General features: G+C 59.2%; 18 protein-coding genes. 12 read left to right on the top strand and 6 right to left on the bottom strand.

Going from position 1 to position 23,312, the window contains the following annotated elements:
* Positions 1-40 precede the first annotated feature (40 nt).
* The 3 genes from map (at position 41) to sbmA (ending at position 3,756) form a co-directional block, all read left to right on the top strand.
* Positions 41-793 carry a type I methionyl aminopeptidase gene (gene map, locus AC1ROR_RS01450; protein ID WP_065655656.1) on the top strand — a complete coding sequence of 251 codons (753 nt, stop codon included), beginning with the start codon at positions 41-43 and terminating at the stop codon, positions 791-793.
* 318 nt (positions 794-1,111) lie between these two features.
* Positions 1,112-2,302, top strand: a complete 1,191-nt coding sequence (locus tag AC1ROR_RS01455; protein ID WP_498588417.1) for an MFS transporter — start codon at positions 1,112-1,114, stop codon at positions 2,300-2,302.
* A 185-nt stretch (positions 2,303-2,487) separates the two neighbouring features.
* Positions 2,488-3,756 (top strand): peptide antibiotic transporter SbmA, encoded by a 1,269-nt coding sequence (gene sbmA / locus AC1ROR_RS01460; protein WP_080835570.1) that lies wholly within the window; start codon positions 2,488-2,490, stop codon positions 3,754-3,756.
* 242 nt (positions 3,757-3,998) lie between these two features.
* Here the strand turns inward: sbmA and AC1ROR_RS01465 are convergent, their stop codons facing one another.
* Entirely contained in the window at positions 3,999-4,982 is a 984-nt protein-coding gene (locus AC1ROR_RS01465) for a polysaccharide deacetylase family protein (RefSeq protein WP_498588418.1), read from the bottom strand.
* A 149-nt stretch (positions 4,983-5,131) separates the two neighbouring features.
* Between AC1ROR_RS01465 and AC1ROR_RS01470 the strand changes: the two genes are divergently transcribed.
* From AC1ROR_RS01470 to AC1ROR_RS01490, 5 genes are all read left to right on the top strand, one after another.
* Positions 5,132-5,716: an NnrU family protein gene (locus AC1ROR_RS01470; protein WP_142169022.1), complete on the top strand. Its 585-nt coding sequence runs from the start codon at positions 5,132-5,134 to the stop codon at positions 5,714-5,716.
* A gap of 155 nt (positions 5,717-5,871) precedes the next feature.
* Positions 5,872-6,543: a tetratricopeptide repeat protein gene (locus AC1ROR_RS01475; protein WP_498588419.1), complete on the top strand. Its 672-nt coding sequence runs from the start codon at positions 5,872-5,874 to the stop codon at positions 6,541-6,543.
* A gap of 133 nt (positions 6,544-6,676) precedes the next feature.
* On the top strand, positions 6,677-8,107 hold the full coding sequence (gene der / locus AC1ROR_RS01480) for a ribosome biogenesis GTPase Der (protein ID WP_035220119.1): 1,431 nt from the start codon (positions 6,677-6,679) through the stop codon (positions 8,105-8,107).
* A gap of 204 nt (positions 8,108-8,311) precedes the next feature.
* Positions 8,312-8,920: a DUF2026 family protein gene (locus AC1ROR_RS01485; RefSeq protein WP_498588420.1), complete on the top strand. Its 609-nt coding sequence runs from the start codon at positions 8,312-8,314 to the stop codon at positions 8,918-8,920.
* A 121-nt stretch (positions 8,921-9,041) separates the two neighbouring features.
* Positions 9,042-9,653, top strand: a complete 612-nt coding sequence (locus AC1ROR_RS01490) for a hypothetical protein (RefSeq protein ID WP_498588421.1) — start codon at positions 9,042-9,044, stop codon at positions 9,651-9,653.
* A 189-nt stretch (positions 9,654-9,842) separates the two neighbouring features.
* Here AC1ROR_RS01490 and AC1ROR_RS01495 read toward each other — a convergent pair whose 3' ends face one another.
* Both AC1ROR_RS01495 and AC1ROR_RS01500 read right to left on the bottom strand, forming a co-directional pair.
* Positions 9,843-10,892, bottom strand: coding sequence for a bifunctional monoglucosyl/glucuronosyl diacylglycerol synthase (locus tag AC1ROR_RS01495; RefSeq protein WP_035220697.1), 1,050 nt, complete (start codon positions 10,890-10,892; stop codon positions 9,843-9,845).
* Positions 10,893-11,095: 203 nt separating this feature from the next.
* Positions 11,096-12,016 (bottom strand): sugar kinase, encoded by a 921-nt coding sequence (locus tag AC1ROR_RS01500; RefSeq protein WP_498588422.1) that lies wholly within the window; start codon positions 12,014-12,016, stop codon positions 11,096-11,098.
* Positions 12,017-12,168: 152 nt separating this feature from the next.
* On the opposite strand from AC1ROR_RS01500, the gene bglA reads away from it, so the two are divergent.
* Positions 12,169-13,833, top strand: coding sequence for a beta-galactosidase BglA (bglA, locus tag AC1ROR_RS01505; protein WP_498588423.1), 1,665 nt, complete (start codon positions 12,169-12,171; stop codon positions 13,831-13,833).
* Entirely contained in the window at positions 13,830-14,285 is a 456-nt protein-coding gene (gene aac(6'), locus AC1ROR_RS01510) for an aminoglycoside 6'-N-acetyltransferase (protein ID WP_498588424.1), read from the top strand. The genes bglA and aac(6') overlap by 4 nt, the downstream gene beginning before the upstream one ends.
* A 226-nt stretch (positions 14,286-14,511) precedes the next feature.
* Here aac(6') and ade read toward each other — a convergent pair whose 3' ends face one another.
* Complete coding sequence (ade, locus tag AC1ROR_RS01515; RefSeq protein ID WP_498588425.1) at positions 14,512-16,206, bottom strand: adenine deaminase; 1,695 nt, start codon at positions 16,204-16,206, stop codon at positions 14,512-14,514.
* A 277-nt stretch (positions 16,207-16,483) separates the two neighbouring features.
* Here ade and AC1ROR_RS01520 point away from each other — a divergent pair, with 277 nt between their 5' ends.
* The gene (locus AC1ROR_RS01520) at positions 16,484-17,431 is read left to right on the top strand and encodes an HD-GYP domain-containing protein (RefSeq protein WP_080835541.1); all 948 of its coding nucleotides are present in this window, start codon (positions 16,484-16,486) and stop codon (positions 17,429-17,431) included.
* An 85-nt stretch (positions 17,432-17,516) separates the two neighbouring features.
* Here the strand turns inward: AC1ROR_RS01520 and AC1ROR_RS01525 are convergent, their stop codons facing one another.
* Positions 17,517-19,706, bottom strand: coding sequence for an anthranilate synthase (locus tag AC1ROR_RS01525; RefSeq protein WP_498588426.1), 2,190 nt, complete (start codon positions 19,704-19,706; stop codon positions 17,517-17,519).
* A 282-nt stretch (positions 19,707-19,988) separates the two neighbouring features.
* Here AC1ROR_RS01525 and AC1ROR_RS01530 point away from each other — a divergent pair, with 282 nt between their 5' ends.
* A complete protein-coding gene (locus AC1ROR_RS01530; protein WP_498588427.1) occupies positions 19,989-20,915 on the top strand; it encodes an extensin-like domain-containing protein in 927 nt (308 codons plus the stop codon).
* Positions 20,916-20,971: 56 nt separating this feature from the next.
* On the opposite strand, the gene AC1ROR_RS01535 is transcribed toward AC1ROR_RS01530, so the two are convergent.
* Complete coding sequence (locus AC1ROR_RS01535; protein ID WP_498588428.1) at positions 20,972-23,212, bottom strand: TonB-dependent hemoglobin/transferrin/lactoferrin family receptor; 2,241 nt, start codon at positions 23,210-23,212, stop codon at positions 20,972-20,974.
* Positions 23,213-23,312: the final 100 nt, after the last annotated feature.

Raw genomic sequence — 23,312 nt, forward strand, 5'->3', positions numbered from 1 at the left:
GGCGCTTTCAGACCCGCCATACAGAACGACGGACAGAGACATGGTCATTTCCACCGAAGAAGAACTGGTTCTGCTGAAGGACATCGGCCGTTTGTGCGCCGTCGCGATGCAGACCATGGCGGACGCGCTGGAACCCGGCATCACCACGGCCGAGCTGGATGCCATCGGCCGCAAGGTGCTGGAGGATAACGGTGCGCAATCGGCGCCGGAATTCTGCTACAAGTTTCCCGGCGCGACCTGCATCAGCGTCAATGAGGAAGTGGCTCACGGCATTCCGGGTCCCCGCATTATCAAGGCGGGCGATCTCGTCAATATCGATGTCTCGGCGGTAAAGAACGGCTTTTTCGGCGATACGGGTTCATCTTTCGCCGTGCCGCCGGTGAAGAAGGACATCGAGCGGCTGTGCCGCGATGGCAAGCGCGCCATGTGGACGGGCCTGCAGCAGGTGAAGACCGGCCGGCCTTTTGCCGATATCGGCAATGCCATCGGCGCTTTTGCCAAGAAGAACCGCTATACGCTGATCACCAATCTGGCCAGCCACGGCATCGGCCGCTCGCTGCATGAGGAACCGAAGGAACTGGCGACCTGGCCGGACAAGGACGAGCGGCGCATCATGCAGGAAGGCATGGTGTTCACCGTCGAGCCGTTTCTCTCGACGGGCGCCTATTGGGCCGAGGATGGCGATGATGATCCATGGACGCTCTATAGCGATCCGAGCGCGCCGACGGTGCAGTATGAGCATACCGTGGTTGCGACCAAGAACGGGCCGCTGGTGCTGACGCTGGCTGAGTGAGGGGCGGGGACTGGCTTCCGTTCATCAAGGGCAAATTACAAAGGTCCATTGTCTCGTCTTGGCCCTTGGGTGAGGCGAGCGGGTGCCGCTTGTTTCTTCTCCCCGAGGGGGAGAAGTCCGCGGCAGCGGGATGAGGGTGCACCCTCGCTGGATTTCGGAGAGCTTGCCCCCTCATCCGACCCTTCGGGCCACCTTCTCCCCGGCGGGGAGAAGAAACAAGCGGCGACATCCGACGATTCATGACAGATAACGACCGCTTATAACGCCGATCAAAATAACTCGCTTGTCCCTTATCCGCCCCGTTGCGATAAGCCATGCATGAGCATCGACAAGCCACTTTCCGCCAAACATCTGACTGCACTTGGATTTTCCGGGGCGCTGATGATGGCCTCCGCCATGGGTTTCGGCCGCTTTTCCTTCACCCCCATTCTACCCGGCATGATGGCGGATGTTCCGCTTTCGGCGGGGGATGCGGGGATCGTGGCGGCTGGGAATTTCGCCGGTTATCTGGCGGGGGCGGTTCTGGCGGCCTATTCGTGGGGTTCGGGGCGGGAACGGCTGGTGGCGCTTTGCGGCCTGTTTTCCACCGGGGCATTGTTGCTTGCCATGGCGGCTTTCAACTCCGTCGCGGCCTTCACCGTCATCCGGTTTCTGGCCGGTGTCGCCAGCGCGCTGACCATGATCTTCACCTCGCAGATCGTTATCGGCCATGCCGTCAAGGCGGGCAGGGACAGCGTTCAGGCGCTGCATTATGGCGGCGTCGGTGCGGGCATCGCGATCTCCTCGCTTGCGGTCTATCTGATCGGCGTCGTTTTTGACGGCGGCGGTTCCTCATGGCGGGAGGAGTGGATTGCAGGCGCTGTCTTTTCCTTCATCACATTCATTCTCGTCTGGCGGGTGCTGCCCGCAGGCCCGCCGCGACATGCATCCTCGGTCGCGGAGCCGCCGCTCCACTGGACGCGGCCGCTCTTCCTGACGACGCTGGCCTATGGGCTTTTCGGCTTCGGTTACGTCATCACCGCGACCTTCATCGTGGCGATCGCCCGCATGGCCGCCGCCGGTGCTTTCGTGGAGTTTCTGGCCTGGTTCATCACCGGCTGCGCGGCTGCCATTTCGCTTTTTCTCTGGAAGCCTGTCTTGAAATCGCAGGGGCTGAAACGCGCTTTCGTGATCGTTCTTGCCGTCGAAGCCGTCGGTGTTTTCGCTTCCGTCATGCTGCCGCCGGTGCCGGGCGTGCTGGCAGGTGGTCTGCTTCTGGGGCTGACCTTCATGGTCATCACCGCTTATGGCCTGCAGCTCGGTCGGGAATTTGCCGGGCCGAGCCCGCGTCGTGCCTTTGCGCTGATGACGGCTGCTTTCGGCACGGGCCAGATCGTCGGGCCGCTCGCCGCCGGCTGGATTGCCGAGGTGACGGGCAGTTTCACCGCGCCCAGCATTCTCGCTTCGGCCGTGCTCGTCGTCAGCATTCTGCTGATGCTGCCAGTGCTTGCCACGGAGCAACGGCGTTAAGTCTTTGACGGCGTCCTGACCGGCCCGAATTCACGCTGTTTTGCGGGGATCGCGCCACCATCTGCGCCTTACATCTTGTTAAGGTCGTCGCTTCTCCGTTGCTGTGCACAAATTTCTGCCCTAGGTTCGGGCCATCTAGTGCTTCGCCAATAATGGCTGATTTCAAACGCGCGTGAGTTCGAAACGTGTTTCATTCCTTTTTTCCCAAACCGAAAATCTTCTTCACGTCGGCCATTATCTGGGCTTTTTTCGCCATTCTCGGATGGTACTTCATCGTTGAAGGGTTAGGTCGGTCTTGGGGCTATGTAATGCCTGAACAGGAACCCTACGATCTCAGCTACTTCCTGGTGCCGGCAAACCTGTTCTTCTACGGCTATCTGGCCTTGTGTCTGGCGGCGTTCGGCGGTGTATGGACTGTTATCGCCAAGGATCATCCCTGGAAATTCTGGTCCATCTGGGGATCGCTGCTGATTATCGCGGTGACCTATTTCGGCGTTCAGATTTCCGTCGTCATCAACAATTTCCGGCGGCCTTTTGGCGACCTTTTGCAAAATGCCCTGTCGAAACAGCCAGGTATCGAGGTCTGGGATTTTTACAGCCTTCAAATTGTCTTCGCCAAGATTGCCTTCCTCAGTATGGCGGTTTCGATCCTGACGGATTTCTTTACCAGCCATTATATCTTCCGCTGGCGCACCGCGATGAACGACTTCTACATGTCCAAATGGGAAAAGCTGCGCCATATCGAAGGTGCCTCCCAGCGTGTTCAGGAAGATACGATGCGGTTCTCCTCAACGCTTGAGGGGTTGGGCATCACGCTCATCAACTCGGTGATGACGCTCGTCGTCTTCCTGCCGATCCTGTTTGCGCTGTCGTCCTATGTCTCGGAACTGCCGATCCTCGGTGAAGTGCCGCATGCGCTGTTCTGGCTGGCGATTGTCTGGTCGGTATTTGGTACGGTGCTTCTGGCGACAGTCGGCATCAAGCTGCCCGGCCTGAACTTCCGCAACCAGCGTGTGGAAGCCGCCTATCGCAAGGAACTGGTCTATGGCGAGGACCACGCCGACCGCGCCCAGCCGCCGACAGTCAAGGAACTCTACTCCAATGTGCGGAAAAACTATTTCCGCATGTACTGGCACTATCTCTATTTCAACGTCGCACGGTATTTCTACATTCAGGCCGATGCGGTGTTCCTGCTTCTGATGCTCGTTCCGACCATCGTGGCGGGCAAGATCACCTATGGTATCTACCAGCAGATCGCCACGGCCTTCGGTCAGGTCAGCAATTCGTTCCAGTATCTGGTCAATTCCTGGACCACGATCATCGAGCTGCTTTCCATCCACAAACGTCTTGTGGCCTTCGAGGCCGCGATCGACGACAAGCCGCTGCCGGATATTGACGAGCGCTATCTTCAGCGGGAAGCGGAAGCCGGCGAGCTGGCGGCCAACAAGCCCTGAAAAAAGGCGGTCGATTGGCCGCCTTCAGGTCTTGAGCACGTCGTACGGAGACGATGTGTTTGGTGAACTGCCTCATCCGCACCCGTCACCCCGGACTAGATCCGGGGTCCAGCGCGATCAAGTCCTTGATCGCAAAAGACTCTTATCACGGCGCAGACGCGCCGTGGCTGGATGCCGGGTCAAGCCCGGCAGACGGAGGAGGGGTGTTCGACCTTGTCACGAACCGGAGAGTATGAGGAAGTTTACCCCTCGGTCTTCTGTTTCTTCCGCGCCTCGATCATCGGCATCGCCTCGGCATAGCTCACACAGGCGACATCCTGTCTGCCGCAGACTTCGCGCAGCAGCCGCTCATAGGCGTTCCAATAGGCGCCGCCATTCATCTTCACGAAGTGAAAGCCCATCTGCAGCGGAATGCGCTCGCCATTATATTGCCTGTCAAAAGCTTTGCGGAAGGCCGTATAGGCGCGTTCCTCGAATTCCTTCGAACGATCGGGCGTTTCGACGCCGATGGAGTGGCGGATGAAGAGATTATAGTCCATGGCGATGATCGGGCGGTTTTCCGGACCTTCGGGAATGAGCGGCAGGCCGAAATGCTCTATGCCCTCGCGCTCCACCGGCCATTCCGGCCCCTTGGTGATGCTGGTGGCGTCATAAACGAAGCCGTGCTTTTTCTGCGCGGCGGTCAGTGCCGGCCCCTGTGAGAGATAGGGCGCGCGAAAACCGTTGATCTTTTTCACCATGTTGCGCCAGCCTTCGGGTTCCTCGCCCTTTTTGCCGATCATCTGCCAGGCATTTTCCAGCGTGCTGGTGAAGGTAGTGAATTCGCCGTCCCATTGTTCGGCGGTCCATTGCCCGCCATCGAAATGGCCGCAGGTGTGGTTGCCGATCTCGTGGCCTTCGCGATAGGCCGCCCAGATGTTTCTGAGCCTTGCCTCCACCTCTTCGGGTGACTGGCCGAAACCGACATTGGAGCGACCCGCCTTCTGGCCGGGCCCCTGATAGGTCTTGGCGCTGGTCTTGCGGTCCATCACCAGCGTGCAGGCCAGGAAATAGGTGAAATGCGCGCCGACTTGCTTGCCGGTCGCACGGCTTCTTTCCCACAGCGTATTGTCGCCCGCACCGTCGAAGGACACGATGACGAGCTGCTTCGGCTTCTCAGCCTCTTCGGCAAAAGCGGGAAGGGCAGCGAGAAGCGACAGGGAAAAAGCGGCAAGTGAGCGAAACATCAGTCATCCGTCATATGAAACATCCTGGCCTTTTGCGGGTGGAATAAGGCGAAGCTTTGAATAGTCTGGCGTTTTCGTGACTTTCGGCCTAATTCCTGTTGCAGCTTGCGGTGATAGGGCCGCTTCGTTCCACCGGGGGACCGTGTTTCATGATTTTTCTCGCACTCTGTCTTGCCTTGTTTTTGCTGACGCATCTTTTGAAGGTGGTCGCACCGCAGTTTCGCACCCGGATGATCGCGGCGATGGGAGAGGGGCCTTTCAAGGGCGTCTATTCCCTTGTCAGCCTCATCACGCTCGGCCTCGTCATTTATGCCTTCGGTGAAGCGCGGCAGGAAACCGGAATGTTGTGGTATCCGCCGGTGTGGATGAGCCACATTGCCGTGACCCTGATGCTGCCGGCGATGATCTGTCTTATCGCCAGCCTCATACCGGCTGGCCACATCGCGACGAAGACGAAACATCCGCTCATCCTTTCGGTCAAGATCTGGGCGCTTGCGCATCTTCTGGCCAATGGCGAGACGTCTTCGATCCTTCTTTTCGTATCGTTCCTTGCCTGGGGCGTGGTGATGCGGATTTCGCTGAAGCGCCGAGAACGAGCAGGCGAAAAAGTGGTCCGGGACTTCGTTTCAAGCCGCTACGATCTGGTGGCCATTGTCGGCGGCATCGTTCTGTGGGGTGCATTCATCCTGAAACTGCACGAATGGTTGATCGGCGTTCAGCCCATCGCCATGTAGGAAATCAACGTTTCCCCCTTACATATCAGGCAAAATAGGCTAGAAGGCCGACCATGACCCGGTTGGCCTGACTTTTGCTGACCCGGGTAAGCGGCTTGGTATGTCCGCGAACGGATGGATCGGCGACGATCTCCGCGCGGGTAACGGAGAATTTGATGGCAAACGAAAATGATACCTTTATCCGCGAAGTGAACGAGCAGATCCGTTCCGAGCAGCTGTCGCGCTTCTGGGGCCGTTACGGTATCGTGGTCGTTGGCGCCGCCATTCTTGTGGTTGTCGGCGCTGCCGGTGCCGGCATCTACGAATACTGGAACACCAGCCGCGCTTCGAATTCCGGGGACCAGTTCCTTGCTGCGCTGAAGCTTGCTTCCGAAAACAAGACGGACGATGCGCTGAAGGCCTTTGCCGATCTGGAAACCTCCGGTCACGGCAATTACCCTGTCCTGGCGAAGTTCCGTTCCGCCACGCTGCTGTCGCAGAAGGGTGATGCGGCCGGCGCCATCGCCGCCTTCACCGCCATCGGCAACGACACATCTGCACCGCAGGTCTTCCGCGATACCGCCAAGGTGCGCGCGGCGTGGCTGCTGGTGGATAACGGCACCTATGATCAGGTCGTCACACTGGCCGAGCCGCTCAGCGCCGAAGGCCAGACCATGCGGGCGTCTGCCCGTGAGGCGCTGGGTCTTGCCGCCTACAAGGCCGGCGATTTCGTCAAGGCCAAACAATGGTTCGAGCAGATCGTCGGCGACGCGCAGGCGCCGCGCAACGTGACGAACCGCGCACAGATCATGCTCGACAATATCACCGCTTCGGGCAAAGCTGCTTAACGCCGCTTCGCCACGCGAGATCGCCCCGGCATTTCTTCGCATTGCCAAAGCGATCCAACTCTTTATTTTACGCATGTCTTTTGCCCAAAACAGGTAACGTTTTGGGCAGACTTGCTTCAAGGAACCAGGATCAATGAGCTTCACCGTCGCCATAGTCGGGCGCCCCAATGTCGGCAAGTCCACGCTTTTCAACCGTCTCGTCGGAAAGAAGCTGGCGCTGGTGGACGATACGCCAGGTGTGACCCGCGACCGCCGCCCCGGCGAGGCGAAGCTTGTTGACCTGCGTTTCACCATCATCGATACCGCCGGTCTGGAGCAATCCGGGCCGGAAACGCTTCAGGGACGCATGTGGGCGCAGACGGAAGCGGCAATCGACGAAGCCGATGTGACGCTGTTCGTCGTCGACGCCAAGGCCGGCCTGACGCCCGCTGACGAGACGCTGGGCGAAATGCTGCGCCGTCGTGGCAAGCCGGTGGTGCTGGTGGCCAACAAGTCCGAAGCGCGCGGTTCCGATGCCGGTTTCTACGACGCCTTCACGCTCGGCCTCGGTGACCCTTGCCCGATCTCGGCCGAACACGGTCAGGGCATGATCGACCTGCGCGACGCCATTGTCGAGGCAATCGGCGAAGATGTCGCTTTCCCGCCTGATGTGGATGAGGCGGAAACGGATATCGTTCTGCCGCGCAGCGAGCCGGGCAGCGAGGACGAGGAAGACGAAGAGCCGGTTTATGACGAGACCAAGCCGCTGCGCGTCGCCATTATCGGCCGGCCGAATGCGGGAAAGTCGACGCTGATCAACCGTTTTCTCGGTGAAGACCGGCTGCTGACCGGCCCGGAAGCGGGCATTACCCGCGACAGTATTTCGGTCGAATGGGACTGGCGCGGCCGTACCATCAAGATGTTCGACACGGCGGGCATGCGCCGCAAGGCCAAGGTGACCGAGAAGCTGGAAAAGCTTTCGGTGGCGGATTCGCTGCGCTCCATCCGCTTTGCCGAAACCGTGGTGATCGTGTTCGACAGCACCATTCCCTTCGAAAAGCAGGATTTGCAGCTGGTCGATCTCGTCATCCGCGAAGGCCGCGCCGCCGTGCTCGCCTTCAACAAATGGGATCTGGTGGAAGACCCGCAGGCCTATCTGGCCGATCTGCGTGAAAAGACCGAGCGTCTGCTGCCGCAGGCGCGCGGCATTCGCGCCGTGCCGATTTCCGGCCAGACGGGTTATGGCCTCGACCGGCTGATGCAGAATATCATCGATACCGACAAGATCTGGAACCGCCGCATCTCCACGGCCAAGCTGAACCGCTGGCTGGATTCGCAGACGACGCAGCATCCGCCACCGGCCGTTTCCGGCCGTCGTCTCAAGCTGAAATATATGACGCAGGTAAAGGCTCGCCCGCCAGCCTTCATGATTTCCTGCACGCGGCCGGAAGCTATCCCGGAAAGCTATACGCGTTATCTCGTGAACGGTCTGCGCAAGGATTTCGACATGCCGGGTGTGCCGATCCGTGTGCATTATCGTGGGTCTGATAATCCGTTTGAGAGCAAGGCGAAGAAGCGGCGTTGATTTTGACGCAGGGCGTCGCGGCCTGTTTCTTCTCCCCGCCGGGGAGAAGATGGCCCGAAGGGTCAGATGAGGGGGCAAGCTCTCCGCATATCGCTGGCCTCGCCCCCTCATCCCGCTGCCGCGGACTTCTCCCCGACGGGGAGAAGAAACAAGCGGCATCCGCTCGTTCCAATTTCACTGGCCGGTTTTGAAGAGTAAAAGACCATGCTGATCAAGCAGACCGACTATCACCGGATTTACCGCGTCATCAACAGCCTGCTCATCAGCCAGAATGCCGATCCTGCCTCGGCCTCCATGTATTTCAGCACTTTCGGCGCCTTCATCCTGCAGCAGCATTACAAGGTGAAAGCCGTGCCGAAGGGCGGGCTTTCGGCCTATAATCTCGGTGGAACCGTGCTGCTGTTCGCCGATCACCGCGAAGACGGTTATGTGACGGGTGCGGGCGAGAATTTCCACTGCTGGATCGAGGCGGATGGCTGGGCCATCGATTTCATGGCGCCGGCATTTTCGGAAGGTGCCGATGGGCTTTCCGTGTCGGCGAAAATGTTCCAGCGACCGCTTGCCGCCATGGCGGCATCCATCAACGATCTCGGGCAATCCGGCGATTTCTTCTATCGCTCCGAACCCGAAGCCACGGCCAAGCGCTTTGCCGACTGGCACAGGCAGGCGATGATCGGCGATATGGCGAGCGTTGCCGCCAACTGGTTCCGCAAGTCACCGAAACAGATGGCCGCATCGCTTTCGGTAACGGATCGCGACGGCAAGGCGCGGACCGTGCCGCTTTCCGGCCAGATGCTCACCGGAGCATGGTGAAAGCAGATTACGCCGCGCAGTGTCGATCCCGAAGGTTTTGTCAGCAAAAGGTCTTTTGATTTATAAGGCCAATGTTGCTACGCAGACTGGGCTTCAACAGCGACGGGATTGACGTGTTCCTATGGCCGATGACACCATTTCAATAAGCTTCACGCCCGATCCGAAACATGTTCCCGACTATGTCCACGGCTATCAACATCAGGCCTACGAAAATTACAGCATGATTTTCGACAAGTCCTGGGCGCGCCATTTTGCCTCGGCGAGAGTCAAGCTGTCCCTGTTTGCGGGAGCGGCTGCCGGTTTCATCTATTCCCTGAGTCTGCCGTGGTTTCCGGGTGTCTGGCCGGTGGTCGGTTATTGGGTGTTTGCACCCGCACCGTTTGTGGCCCTCGCCATATGGTTCATTATCTGGCGGGGCTCGAGAAAGGAGATGAAATCCGACTACGAGGTCCTGGCACATTGGAATATCGCCAATGATCGGATGTATTCGCCTCACACGGAGGTCGAGATAGGACCCGAGGGCTACAAGCAGGTCACACGGCTGGACACGGTACAGCTGAGCTGGGCGCGCTATCACCTCGCCATCACGCCGCCGGACAATCTGGTTCTGGTTTTCCACGGGACGGTGGTTGTCATACCCAACAACGCCCTGCCGATCCCTGCAAAGGACATCATCGAGAAGATCAATCACTGGTCCGCAGCCCAGCAGAAAGAGCTTCTTCCCTTATCCTGAAGCGGCATTGAAAATGGCGGTATCATCCGGAAACAGAGGACGGCCAGCGTGTTCTCGCGGCAGCCGCCTGACGTCAATCAGCAGCCCGACCCCGTTCTAAAGATAACGGCAGTCGCGTCCTGATTGCCTTGTGACATTCCCGCTTTGGTTCGTCCACTGTCTCGCAGCAAAAAAGGCAAGTGTTTGCCTTCAGGCAAGCTGCGACCGGGACAGAAGTGGCAGGGATTTTCCCGCCGCGTGGATGACATTGTCGAGGAATTGCCGCGATGCCTTTTCCCAGCTGTAGCTTCTGGAAAGCGCAAGCGCCTCCTGTGGCGAACAATTCAGGGCCGCGAGACAGGCATCGCGAAGATTGTCGTCCAGCGCACCGGCTGCCGGGTTGCCGCCGAGAATATCGATCGGTCCGGTGACGGGGAAGGCGGCCACGGGCACGCCGCTTGCCAGCGCTTCCAGGATGGTGTTGCCGAAGGTATCGGTCTTGGAGGGGAAAACGAAGACATCGGCCTGCGCATAGGCATCGGCCAGTTCCTCGCCGGTCTTGACGCCAGTAAACAGCACGCCGGGATATTTCTCCTGCAACTCGTGGCGGGCAGGCCCGTCGCCGATAACGACTTTCGATCCGGGCAGGTCGAGCTCGAGGAATTCCGGCAGGTTTTTCTCCACTGCTACCCGCCCGACCGTCATGAAGATCGGTCTTGGCAGATCGAAAGGCAGCGTGGTTTTCGGGCGGGGATGGAAGAGTTCGGCGTCGATGCCGCGGCTCCAGCGTTTCAGGTTCCTCACACCACGGGCTTCCAGTTCGGTCTCGAGGCTCTGGGTTGCAACCATGCAGGTGTTGCCGCCATTGTGGAACCAGCGCACGAAGGCATAAAGCCAGCTTTCCGGGATGGGAAAACGCGCCGCGACATATTCGGGAAAGCGGGTGTGATAGCTGGTGGAAAACCGCATATGGTTCTTCACACACCAGCGCCGCGCCATGAAACCAAGCGGGCCTTCCGTGGCGATATGCACGAAGGAAGGCTGGCTTTTTTCGATCTCCACGGCCACACGACGATAACCCGCGACCGAAAGGCGGATTTCCGGATAGGTGGGGCAGGGGATGCTGTAGAAACTCTGCGGCGTGACCATGTGCACATCCACGCCCAGCCGCGCAAGTTCGGTATTGGTGTTTTCTATCGAGCGAACCACGCCGTTGACCTGCGGGTGCCAGGCATCTGTGACAATCGTGATTCTCGTCATGAAACACTGATCCTGCTCATCTGCGCGTAGGCGATTCCCCATTGCCCGGCTTCCGCCCGTATATGCGGCGTGCGTGTTACAGGATCATGTCAGCGTCTTTGACGGCGGGGAAGCGTGGTTTGCGCGCAGAAGTTTGCGGTTGTCAACGGCGCTCCTTCTTTCCTCATCCCTGTGACAGGCAAAGGAATGAGGGGCGGAGGGGGCTATCCCACCAGTGGAAGGAGTTCGGGGCTGATGAGCGCGCCGTGATGGCCGATGACGGTTGCGGCCGCCCTTGCGGCAAAAACGGCGGCTTCCTGCGGCGAACTGCCTGTCACGTAACGGGCGAGAAAGGCACCGTTGAAGCTGTCGCCCGCACTCGTCGTGTCCACTACCTCCACGGCCTCCACCGCCGGCGCATGGCTGCGGCTGCCGCCGAAATCGAGCGTCGCGCCCTTGGCGCCGTCCTTGACGACGACATTGGCGACGCCGAGCGCTCGGTAACGGTCGATGGTGGCTTCCACGGTGGTATCGCCGAAATGGCTGGCTTCGTCATCGAAGCTCGGCATGACAAGCGTTGCGGCTCGCGCGCCGTTGGTGATCGTCTGCAGCATCGTGTCCTTGTCCGTCCACAGACGCGGGCGGATATTCGGGTCGAAGATCACGGGCTTGCCCACCGCTTTCGCCCGGCGCAGTTCCGCAAGGAAGGTATCGACATCGTGCGGCGAGGCGAGAATGGCGAGGGTGATGCCGGAGAAATAGATGACATCGGCGCTTTCCACCGTCCTGCGCAGGTGATCCGCATCGGCCGCCAGCTGCCTTGCGGCGGCGGCGTTGCGCCAATAGCTGAAGGTGCGTTCGCCGTCCTTGAGGTTGATCAGGTAGAGACCGGGCGTGCCGCCCTTGATGCGGCGGATTTTTTCCGTGCCTATGCCGGCATCCGCGATGAAGGTGAGCATGTCTTCAGAGAGAGGATCGTCGCCGAGCGCGGTGAAATAATCAACGGACCAATCTTCGGGCAGGCAGGCGCGCGCATACCAGGCGGTATTGAAGGTATCACCGGCAAAACCCTTGCGCAGCAGCCCGTTGCCGGCCTGCGACAGTTCCACCATACATTCGCCAATCGACAGAAACCGTCCGCCCACGCCGTCATCCTCCCGTTTTTTCCAGCCATGCGGCTTACGACGAGTGCGCGCCGCTGACAAGGGCGGTTCTGGCCGTTTGTGCATGTGCGAAGTTCCGGTTTACGCCGCCGCGATGGCTTTATATTCTCCTGCCAGACAACAGGAGATTGCCGATGACGCTACCCCATGCCCCGGCCCATAAACCTCAAGCGCAATCGGACTGGTGGAAGGGGGCGGTGATCTATCAGGTCTATCCGCGCTCGTTTCAGGATACGACCGGCGACGGATATGGCGATCTTGCCGGGGTGACGAAACGGCTGTCCTATATCGCCTCGCTCGGCGTGGACGGCATCTGGCTTTCGCCGTTCTTTACCTCGCCCATGGCCGATATGGGCTATGACGTTTCCGATTATTGCAATGTCGATCCGATGTTCGGCACGCTTGCCGATTTCGATGCGCTGATGGCCGAGGCGCATCGGCTGGGGCTGAAGGTCATCATCGATCAGGTCATCTCCCATACGTCTGACAAACATCCCTGGTTCGTGGACAGCCGTGCAAGCCGCACCAACAGCAAGGCCGACTGGTATGTCTGGGCCAATCCCAAGCCGGATGGCACCGCACCCACCAACTGGCTTTCCGTCTTCGGCGGCCCGGCATGGGAATGGGACGGCGTGCGCAAGCAATATTACATGCACAGCTTTCTCGCCTCGCAACCGGATCTCAATTTCCATAATCCGGATGTGCAGGACGCTCTTCTGGAAACCGTGCGGTTCTGGCTCGATCGCGGCGTGGACGGTTTCCGGCTCGATACCGTCAACCATTATTTCCACGACAGGCTTCTGCGCGACAACCCGCCGCTTCTCGACGAGGAGAGCTTTGGTCTCGATGCCTCCGACGTCAATCCCTATGGCATGCAGGACCATCTCTACGACAAGACACGGCCGGAAAACGTGGCTTTCCTGAAGCGTTTTCGCGCGCTTCTCGACGACTATGAGGGCCGCGCCACGGTGGGCGAGGTGGGCGACGGCGCGCGGTCGCTGAAGACGGTTGCGGCCTATACGTCCGGCAATGACAAGCTCAACATGTGCTATACGTTCGATCTGTTGGGGCCTGATTTCAGCGCAAAACACCTTCGTGGCTCGGTCGAAACTTTCGGCAAAATAGTCAAGGATGGCTGGGTGTGCTGGGCCTTTTCCAATCACGATGTGGTGCGCCACCTCAGCCGGTTTTCCGAAGGCGCGCAGGAGCAGACGCGGGTAGCGAAACTTGCCATCTGCGTTCTCGCCAGCCTGCGCGGCTCGATATGCCTTTATCAGGGAGAAGAACTGGGACTGACCGAGGCGGAACTTGCCTTCGAGGATCTGCGCGATCCCTACGGCATTCGTTTCTGGCCCGCCTTCAAGGGGCGGGACGGGTGCCGCACGCCGATGGTGTGGGAGACCGGCAAGCCGAATGCCGGTTTTTCCAGCGCAGAAAAGCCGTGGTTGCCGGTGCCCTATGCCCACGTCATGCAGGCGGTGGATGCGCAGGAGCGCAAGCCGGACTCGGTTCTGAACCACTATCGTGCGGTTTTGTCCTTCCGGAAAACCCATGGCGCGCTGCGCGACGGTGATATTGATTTCATCAAGACCAATCGCGATGTGCTGGCCTTCACGCGCCACAAGGGCGATGAAAAACTGCTCTTCGTTTTCAACCTCACCCGCGAACCGGTGGAATTCCCGATACCGAAGGCCATGCGGGTCACTGATATACTGCCGATGCCGGGTTTCGCACCGCTATTCGATGCGGGGGTCGTGAAGCTCGAGGGGCTGGATGTGTTTTGCGGGGTCGTTGGATGAGCGGGCAATTTGCCATCGAGACGGCTGGCGAATCATCGCTCGATGAGTGGTCGCTTCTGCGGCACCGCTTGTGGCCGGATGCTTCACCCGCCGAACACCGGTCGGAATTGCAGGACGTCTCCTACAATGAGGTTGGATTTATTGCCTATGATCCGGCGGGCATCGCCATCGGTTTCGCTGAAGCCAGCCTGCGGCAGGACTATGTCAACGGATGCGATACATCCCCCGTGGCGTTTCTCGAAGGTGTTTATGTGGAGGAGGCGTTTCGCAAACAGGGCGTTGCGGCTGCATTGATTGCCGAGGTAACCCGTTGGGCGACCAGCAAGGGTGTGAACGAACTTGCTTCCGATGCCGATATTTCCAATGTCGATTCACACCGCATGCATGCGGCGCTGGGATTTGAGGAAACGCAGCGGGTGGTTTATTTTCGCAAGCTTCTGCCTCCGGATTGAGGGATTGGGCACAGCAGAAGATGCAGCGATCTCTGCTGATTACGCATCCTGTTTCCCTCATTCCTGTGCTTGTCACAGGAATCTAGCCAGCCCAAGTCATTGGGCTGAAAAGACTCTCTCGCCGCGCAGACGCGCGTCGACTAGATTCCTGTCACAAGCACAGAAATGAGGAGGTCGGTGCGTCTTATGCGCTTTTACCGTCTTCCGCCGAGGCATTTTCCGCCAATCAGATCAGCGCAAACCGATCCACATCCACCATGCCCATGTCGGAAATCTTGAGATGCGGGATGACAGGCAGGGGCAGGAAGGCGACCTGCAGGAAGGGTTCTTCCAGCGTCGTGCCGAGCGCATAAGCTGCTTTTCTAAGCGTGTGCAGCGTATCGCGAACGGTCTCATAGGGTTCGAGGCTCATCAGCCCGGCGACGGGCAAAGCGATCTCGCCCGTCACCCTGCCATCTTCCACCACGACGAAACCGCCCTTGATTTCGCCGAGCCGGTTGGCGGCCAGCGCCATGTCGTCTTCGCTCACGCCAACGACGCAGATATTGTGGCTGTCATGGCCGACGGTGGAGGCTATGGCACCTTTCTTCAGGCCGAAGCCCTGAACGAAGCCGTTGGCGTGGTTGCCGTTCTTGCCGTGGCGTTCGATGACGGCGACCTTGATGATGTCGTTCGTGAGATCGACGGTGGTCTGGTTGCCATCCGTCGGCAGCCTGTAGCGGCGGTGCTCGGTAATGATCTTGCCGGGAAGCACGCCCATGACCGGGCTTTCGCCCTCCGTGACCGGCACGCCGAAATGCGAGGCGAGCACGGGTCTTGCCTTGACGCTGTCCAGACCGACGGGAGCGACCGGTTTGCGGGTTGCAAAGAGCGCATCATCGACGATCCGGCCGCCGGAAAGCACCATGCCGGCCTTGCAATTCTGCAGGCTGTCGACCACCACGAGATCGGCACGCCAGCCGGGCGCAATGAGACCACGATCGCGCAGGCCGAAGGCTTTGGCGGCGGAAATCGAGGCGGCACGGTAGATGGCGAGCGGCTCCACGCCGCTGGCGATGGCCGTGCGGATCATGTAATCGAGATGGCCCTGTTCGGCGATATCGAGCGGGTTGCGGTCATCCGTGCAGAGCGCCAGATAGGGCGAAAGGCGCTCGGTGATGATTGGCATCAGAGCATGCAGGTCTTTCGAGACCGAGCCTTCGCGCACCAGAATATGCATGCCCTTGCGGATCTTCTCCAGCGCTTCGGCGGCACTCGTGCATTCATGTTCGGTACGGATGCCGGCCGAGAGGTAGCCGTTCAGCGCCGTTCCCGACAGAAGCGGTGCATGCCCGTCGATATGCTGGCCCTGAAAGGCTTCCAGCTTCGCTATACATACCGGGTCCTTGTGGATGACGCCCGGGAAATTCATGAATTCGGCAAGCCCGATAACCTTTGGATGATCGCGAAACGGCAGCAGCTTTTCGATCGGCAGATCGGCGCCGGAGGTTTCCAGATGGGTCGCTGGCACGCAGGAGGAGAGCTGCACCCGGATATCCATGATGGTTTCCATGGCACTGTCGAGGAAGAATTGAAGCCCTTCCGCGCCCAGTACATTGGCGATTTCATGCGGGTCGCAGATGGCCGTGGTGACGCCATAGGGCAAAACGCAGCGGTCGAATTCATGTGGGGTGACCAGCGACGATTCGATATGAAGGTGAGTATCGATGAAGCCTGGAACCACGATTTTACCGGAAATATCGATTTCCCGGCGGCCACTGTAGCTTTCGCAGGTTCCGACGATGGTATCGCCACAGATGGCGATATCGGAGGCAACTAGTTCCCCGGTCACGAGATCGAAGAATCGCCCGCCTTTGAGAACAATATCTGCCGGTTCGCGGCCTGTACCCTGATCGATGCGTGTTTCAATTTTCGAATTCATGCGGGTTTTCTTCGGCTCCTGGTTTACGTCGTATGCGAGAATTTACAGTATTTACATTCTTGGGTTGTTCCTTGACTTATTCATGTTGATTCTTTGTGTTTTAAATATAACGAGAGTAAAAAATTTTCATATTTGTGTTATCTTATATTTAAAGTTCAGCATTTGAATAATTTTGGGAAAGTGTAACTTCATCTTTAAGGGCGGGCCGGTCCTGTGCTGGCGTTTCCAAGATAGCGGTTGAGGTTACCATCCCCGGGAAGGAAAATAAAAGCGTCTGATGCTCAAACGAATTTCCACCCAGCAATTGACTGTTGGCATGTTTATCGAAGCGGTCGAAGGAGCGCTTTCGAACAATGATTTTTTACGGCGGCACCGTTTCCTTTTGCGGCATGAGGAATTGATGCGTCAATTAAAACTGAGCGGCGCCGAAACCATCATCATCAACACTGCCAAGGGAAGCGACGTTGACGGTCGGCCGCGCTCGGGCGCGACCATTCCGCCGAAACCGGAAAATTGCCCGGAAACGATCGCCGCCGTGACCCATGCCGTGCGCTCGGCCGCCGACGCTATAGCCGAGACCTTTGCGGTCGCCGAAGCAGGCGGCTGCGTATCGCTGAAGGGCATGGCGTCCGCGGCGGGCAAGATTTCCGATGCGGTGCAGTCGAGCCCGGCGATCTTCATCGGCGTCACCCGTTTGAAATCGAAGGACGAGACGACATTCGTGCACTCGGTCTCCGTCAGCGGTTTGATGATCCATTTTGGAAATTATCTCGGGCTGGACAGGGGAACTGTCGATCTGCTCGGCATCAGCGGGCTGCTGCACGATATCGGCAAGGTGGAAATTCCCTCGTCGATCCTCAACAAGGCAGAAGGGCTGAGCGCCAGCGAGCGGGAAATCATCAATCTTCACCCGGCTTTCGGCCGGGATATATTGTCACGCAATGAACAGATGCCGGCCATGGTTCTCGACGTCTGCTTCAATCATCACGAACGGATAGATGGCGGCGGTTATCCAAGCGGGCGCGTCGGAAACGAAATCAGCCTTTACGCGCGGATCGCGGCAATCTGCGACGTCTATGACGCCGTCACCTCGGTCAGGCCCTACAAGAAGCCATGGACGGCGAATGATGCCCTGACCTGGATGCTGCGCCGGGAAGGCCATTTCGACACGCAGCTTCTGAAGAAATTCGCGCTGTGCATTTCCGCCTCGCTGCCGAGGGGTTAGGCGACCGAAAAAACACGAAGTCCGCAGGCTGCCTTTATCAGGGGAGGATCGGCGACGCTGAAGCAACGCCGCCGATGCAGAATGTTCAGGCCGCCTTCGTCTTCGCCTTGCGGGTCAGATGCACCACGACATTTTCGATCATCCGCATGCCGGCATCCTGGCCGAGCGTCATGATCGATTCCGGGTGGAACTGAACGGCAGCGACCGGCTCCTTGGCGTGTTCGATGCCCATGATCGTGCCATCCTCGCTTTCCGCCGTGATGATGAAATCACGCGGAAGGGTGGAGGGGTCGGCGAAGATCGAGTGGTAACGGCCAACGGTCACTTCCTTGCCGAGACCGGAGAAGACGAGGCCCGGTTCCAGCACGCGGATGCGTGAGGGCTTGCCGTGCATCGGCACCGCAAGCTGGCGGAGCTCGCCGCCATAGGCTTCCGCCAGTGCCTGAAGGCCGAGGCAGACGCCGAAGATCGGCAGTTCGCGGGCGCGGGCCGCCTTGATCGTCGCCTTGCAGTCGAAATCCGTCGGGCTGCCCGGTCCGGGAGAGAGCACGACGAGATCGGGCTGGAAGCGATCGAAGACCTCTGCCGCAACCGGCGTTCTGACTGTCGACACCGTTGCGCCGGTCTGGCGGAAATAATTCGCCAACGTATGAACGAAGCTGTCCTCGTGATCGACCAGCAGGATCTTGACGCCGTTACCCACCTTGGCGGCGTCACGCTTGGTGGCGGCGGCGTTGGTGCCTTTGGCATCGCGAATGGCTGATATCATGGCGGAGGCTTTCAGCTCGGTTTCGGCTTCTTCTTCCTGCGGATTGGAATCGTTTAGCAGCGTCGCACCCGCACGCACCTCGGCAATGCCGTCCTTGATGCGGATGGTGCGCAGCGTCAGCCCCGTATTCATGTCACCGTTGAAACCGACCATGCCGATCGCGCCGCCATACCAGGCGCGCGGGCTCTTTTCATGGCCTTCGATGAAGCGCATGGCCCACAGCTTCGGCGCACCGGTGACGGTGACGGCCCAGGCGTGGCTGAGGAAACCGTCAAAGGCGTCCATGTCATCGCGCAGGCGGCCTTCAATGTGGTCCACCGTGTGGATGAGGCGCGAATACATCTCGATCTGGCGGCGGCCGATGACCTTTACCGAACCCGGCTCGCAGACGCGGCTTTTGTCGTTACGGTCCACATCCGAACACATGGTGAGTTCGGATTCGTCCTTCTTCGAATTCAGCAGTTTCAGGATCTGCTCGCTATCGGCAATCGGATCGTCGCCGCGCTTGATGGTGCCGGAAATCGGGCAGGTCTCGATGCGGCGGCCCGAGACGCGCACGAACATTTCCGGTGAGGCGCCAACCAGATATTCCTGATGGCCGAGATTGATGAAGAAGGAATAGGGCGAAGGATTGATCGCCTTCAGACGGCGGGAGATCGCCGACGGATTGCTTTCACAACGCTCCATGAATTTCTGGCCGGGAACGACTTCGAACAGATCGCCGCGGCGGAAGCTTTCCTTGGCTTTCACCACCAGTTCGGAATATTCGCCGGGACGGTGATCGCCCTTGGGCGGGATGGTATCGGTGGTTTTGAACGGGTCGGGTGTGATCTCCGAGGATTTGCCGTCCGTGGTCACGCCAGCCTTTTCGAAATCGTAACGGTCGATCCAGGCCTTGGCGGAATAGTGGTCTACGACGAGGATTTCGTCGGGCAGGAACAGGACCATGTCGCGCTGGTCTTCCGGGCGCGCCAGCGACAGCTTGATCGCATCGAACTGGAAGGCAAGATCGTAACCGAAGGCGCCGAACAGGCCGATGGCCGAATCCGCATTCGAATAGAAGAGGTCGACGATGGCGCGCAGCGCCGTGAAGACAGTCGGGATTTTCGAACGCTCTTCCTCGGTGAAAACGCGGTCCGGTTCGTTGACGGTGAGGTCAAGGCGGCGGGCGGAGGAAGCGCCGAGGGTAAGATCGGGCGTGCCCTTCAGCTTTTCGGTGATGAAGGAAAGCAGCACTTCGCCGCGGCCATTATAGGCCTCGATCCACATCTTGCGGCCGAAACAGGAAATGCCGAGCGGCGGATCGACGATGGCTGTATCCCAGCGGGTGTAACGGCCCGGATATTCGTAGTTGGACGAAAAAACCGCGCCGCGATGGGAATCGAGCTTTTCGATATAATTATCGATGGCGCTGGCGTAATCGGCGGGCCGGCGCTTTCGGCTGACCTTGATGCCGCCTTTCGTCTCGTAGGTTTCCGCTCCGTCATCCTGAATGATCGTTACCATTTCTTTCGCACTTCCCGTTTTTCAGGCCCGATGACAGGCGGCAGAATAACAAAAAAGCCGCCTGAAAATTCGGGCGGCTTGGACTTTGTCTGAAGACATGACTGGTCAAGGCCGCGTAAAGCTGCTCCACCACCAGTTAGCAATGTTCATAGACACGATGTTCATGGGAAAATTGTTAGCGTGCACAATTGGCCTTGGCAAGGGGATTCCGACGGCGGAATGAACCTTACCGGGCGCCGTCGCGTTCCTGCCCTGCCGAAACGGTCAGGAGTGCCCCGCAAAATGCTTCATCGTCTGTGTTTTCTGGTGATCAGCCTCACATTGATTTCCGCTTCCGAACCGCCGCCGCAGGTGCCGGTGCCGCAACCGAAACCGGTTGAGGGGAAAGCTCCCGCCGGGGCGGAAAAACCGATGGAAGAGGATACGCAAAAGCCGGCTGAAGCGCCAAAGCCCGCCCCAAAACCGGAGATGCCGAAAGAGCAGCAACCCGATGGCAAGGAGTTTCCAGCCGGGAAGGGCTCCGACGGTGCGAAGAATGAGGGGGAGCGCAACGAAGACAAAGACAAAGACAAAGAGGGCGAGCGCCAGAAGCCGGCTGACGAGGCGGCAAAACCGGAGGAGAAACAGGCCGAACCGGTGAAGCCGGAAGATCCGGCCGCGTTGCAGGCCTGCCTTGGTGCCTTGAAGGAGATCGGTGCGGAGTTCAAGCAGCTTGAACCGATCCGGGATGAGGAGCAGGGCTGCGGCATTGAAGCGCCGATCGAGCTTTCCGTGGTCCTGCCGGGCATCAAGCTTGAGCCGTCAGGCACCATGCGTTGTGAAACCGCCCTTGCACTATCGCGCTGGACCAGGGAGATGATGCTGCCGGCGGCAGCCCTTGCCCTGCCGGAGAAGAAGGTGACGGCGATCGCCAATGCCTCGACCTATATCTGCCGCAACCGCAACAGTGCTGAAAACGGCAAGATTTCCGAACACGCAAAGGGCAATGCCGTGGATATTTCCACCATTGCCTTCGACAAGGGCGAGCCGCTGGTGATGAAGCCGCGCAGTGAGGATGGAACGCCCGAAGGCGCTTTCCAGCGAGCCATCACGGCAGCCGCCTGCCTGTTTTTCCGCACCGTTCTTTCCCCCGGCAGTGACGCCACCCATCAGGACCACCTGCATCTCGACGTGCTGGAACGGAAGGGCGGCTATCTCTATTGCCGCTGATAAAAAAAGGGCGACCCGAAGGCCGCCCCGACTGGAGATGATGTTTCTGACCCGTCTTAGAACTTCTGGGTCAGGGAGATTTTGAAGGTGCGGCCTGCTTCCGTGTAGAAGTCGACTGGCTGATTGACGCTGCTGACGGTGTTGGGATTGACGTCGCGAACGCCGACCGCATTCCAATATTGCCTGTCGAACAGGTTGTAGATGCCGGCCTGAATGCGCAGACCCTTGGTCTGTTCGGGCTCCCACCATCCGGTCAGGTTGAAGATGCCGTAACCGGGTGCGTCAAAGGTTGTCGCCACCTTGTCGTCGCGCATTCCCGAGGAGAAGATGCCGGTAAATTCCGTGCCCCATGTCTCCTGGGCGTAACCCACGCCAAGGACGGATTTGAACGGCGCGACCGTACGGATGAATTCGTTGGTGTCGGTATCCTTGCCATAGGCATAAGCAAGCGAGGCATGGGCGAAGAAGCCGTTTGCGAGTTCCTTGCGGACCTTGGCTTCCACACCGGAGATTTCGACATTGGCGCGGTTGCGATAGGTGAAGAGCGAGCCGTTGCCCCTGCCGCCGAAGCCGGGGAAGAGGGTGGTCGAGGTCGTGTATTGCTCGATGAAGTTCTTGTATTTGTTGTGGAACAGCGTCAGGCTTCCCGTCAGGTCCCCAGATGCGTAGTTCGCGCCGATTTCAAAGCCATTGCTGGTTTCGGGGTTGAGGGCAGAGTTGCCGACCACAGCATAACCGGAGCTGATGTTCGAGAAGTTCAGGTACAATTCGTTGATGGTCGGCGCACGATAGGCCATCGACCATTGGGCGAAGAGCTGGAGTTCCGGTGTGACGTCATAGGTAGCAAGCAGTTTCGGCGAGAAACGCGAGCCGCTATTGCCGCTCGGCAGGCCGAAGGTGTTGTAACCACTATTGCTGGATACAGAGCCATCCGGATCGTAATCGTAGGAGTCGAAGCGCAGGCCGGGGGTGAGGCGGAAGCCGTTGCCAAATGCGATTTCGTCATCGAGATAAAGGCCGAGGCTCTTGCCGCTGACGTCAGGCATGTCCGACTGCGAGGACGAGGTCACTCCGGCCGTGTTGGCGAAAAGCTCCTGGCTGAAATCGGTGGTCATGGCGTTGCCGCCGAAGCGCACCGTATGTTGCACGCCACCGAGTTCGAAACCGGATTCAAGACCGCCGACGATGCCGAAAGCGCTGTTGCGCATGCTGTCTTCGCGAATATAGAGCGAATTGTTGGTTAGGCGATCGCCCGCGCCGGATTCCTTGGAGAGGCGTGTCCAGTAAAGCGAAAGATTGGCGGCATCGATGAAGCCGTCGGTCGAGGGCGCCTCATATTCGTAGTCGAGCGATACGCGGTCGCGTTCCGTGTCCTCATAACCCCTGTAATCGCCGATCCGGTAGGTCGATCCTGAAACGCTGACGCCCTGCAGGGTCTTCATGTCGCTGCGGTTTCTCAGCGAATAACGCTCGGCCGTCAGGCCGATGCGGTGGCCGCCTTCCAGATCCTGGCGGATCTTGAACATCAGGTTGCTTTCATAGGTGTCGGCAGGGTTGGGCTTGGTACGGCGTGTTCCGTAAATGTCGGCGCTGCCCTTGTTGTCCGTCTCGTTGCCGCGCTTGTAGGACCCCTGGAACAGGACCGAGGTGTTCTCGATCTTCTTGGCGACGGCGAGCGATCCGCCGGCGCTTCTATCCTCGCTGTCATAAGTGGTCTTGGCAACGCCGCCCCAATCCCTGCCTTCGCCGATCAGGTCTTCCGGCTCGAGCGTGCGCAGCACCAGCGCACCGCCAAGAGCGCCGGAGCCGATGCGGCTGGAATCAGCGCCGCGCACCACGTCGACCGTCGAAAGCGATGAAAAATCAAAGCTCGAATTCGTATTGCTCAAGGTGGTGGTGGCCTGACCCTGGCGGGCGAAGTTTTCGAAGAAAGGAACGGGGATATTGTCGATCAGCGTTACGACACGTGCGCCGCCGAGGCCGCGAATGAACAATCCGCCGGGCCGGCCGGGCTTGGAATCCACGTAATCGACGCCCGGCTCGGTCGAGTTGCCGAGATCCTTGATGCTGCCGATGTCCTTCTCGCGGATGTCTTCGGCGGTGGTCTGGCTCGCCAGCGGGGTGTCGGCAGCGGCATTGGCGCTTTTAACGCGCTTGCCCTTGACCACGATCTTTTCGAGCGTGGTGGCGCCGTTCGCCTGCGAAGCGGCATCCTGGGCAAATGCTGGGCCAGCAAGCGGTAGAAGAGACATGGCGGTGCACAAAAGCAGCGTGGAATGCTTGCGCGAGATGGACATTAAAAACCCCCGGATAGGCGCGTGCATAAACCACGGCGCGCAAAAACGCGCCGCGCCTGCTGTCGCGGCTGAAACTGTTTTGATTTGTTACGGGCAAGCC

The sequence above is a fragment of the Agrobacterium sp. GW821-FHT14E08 genome (assembly GCF_058803865.1).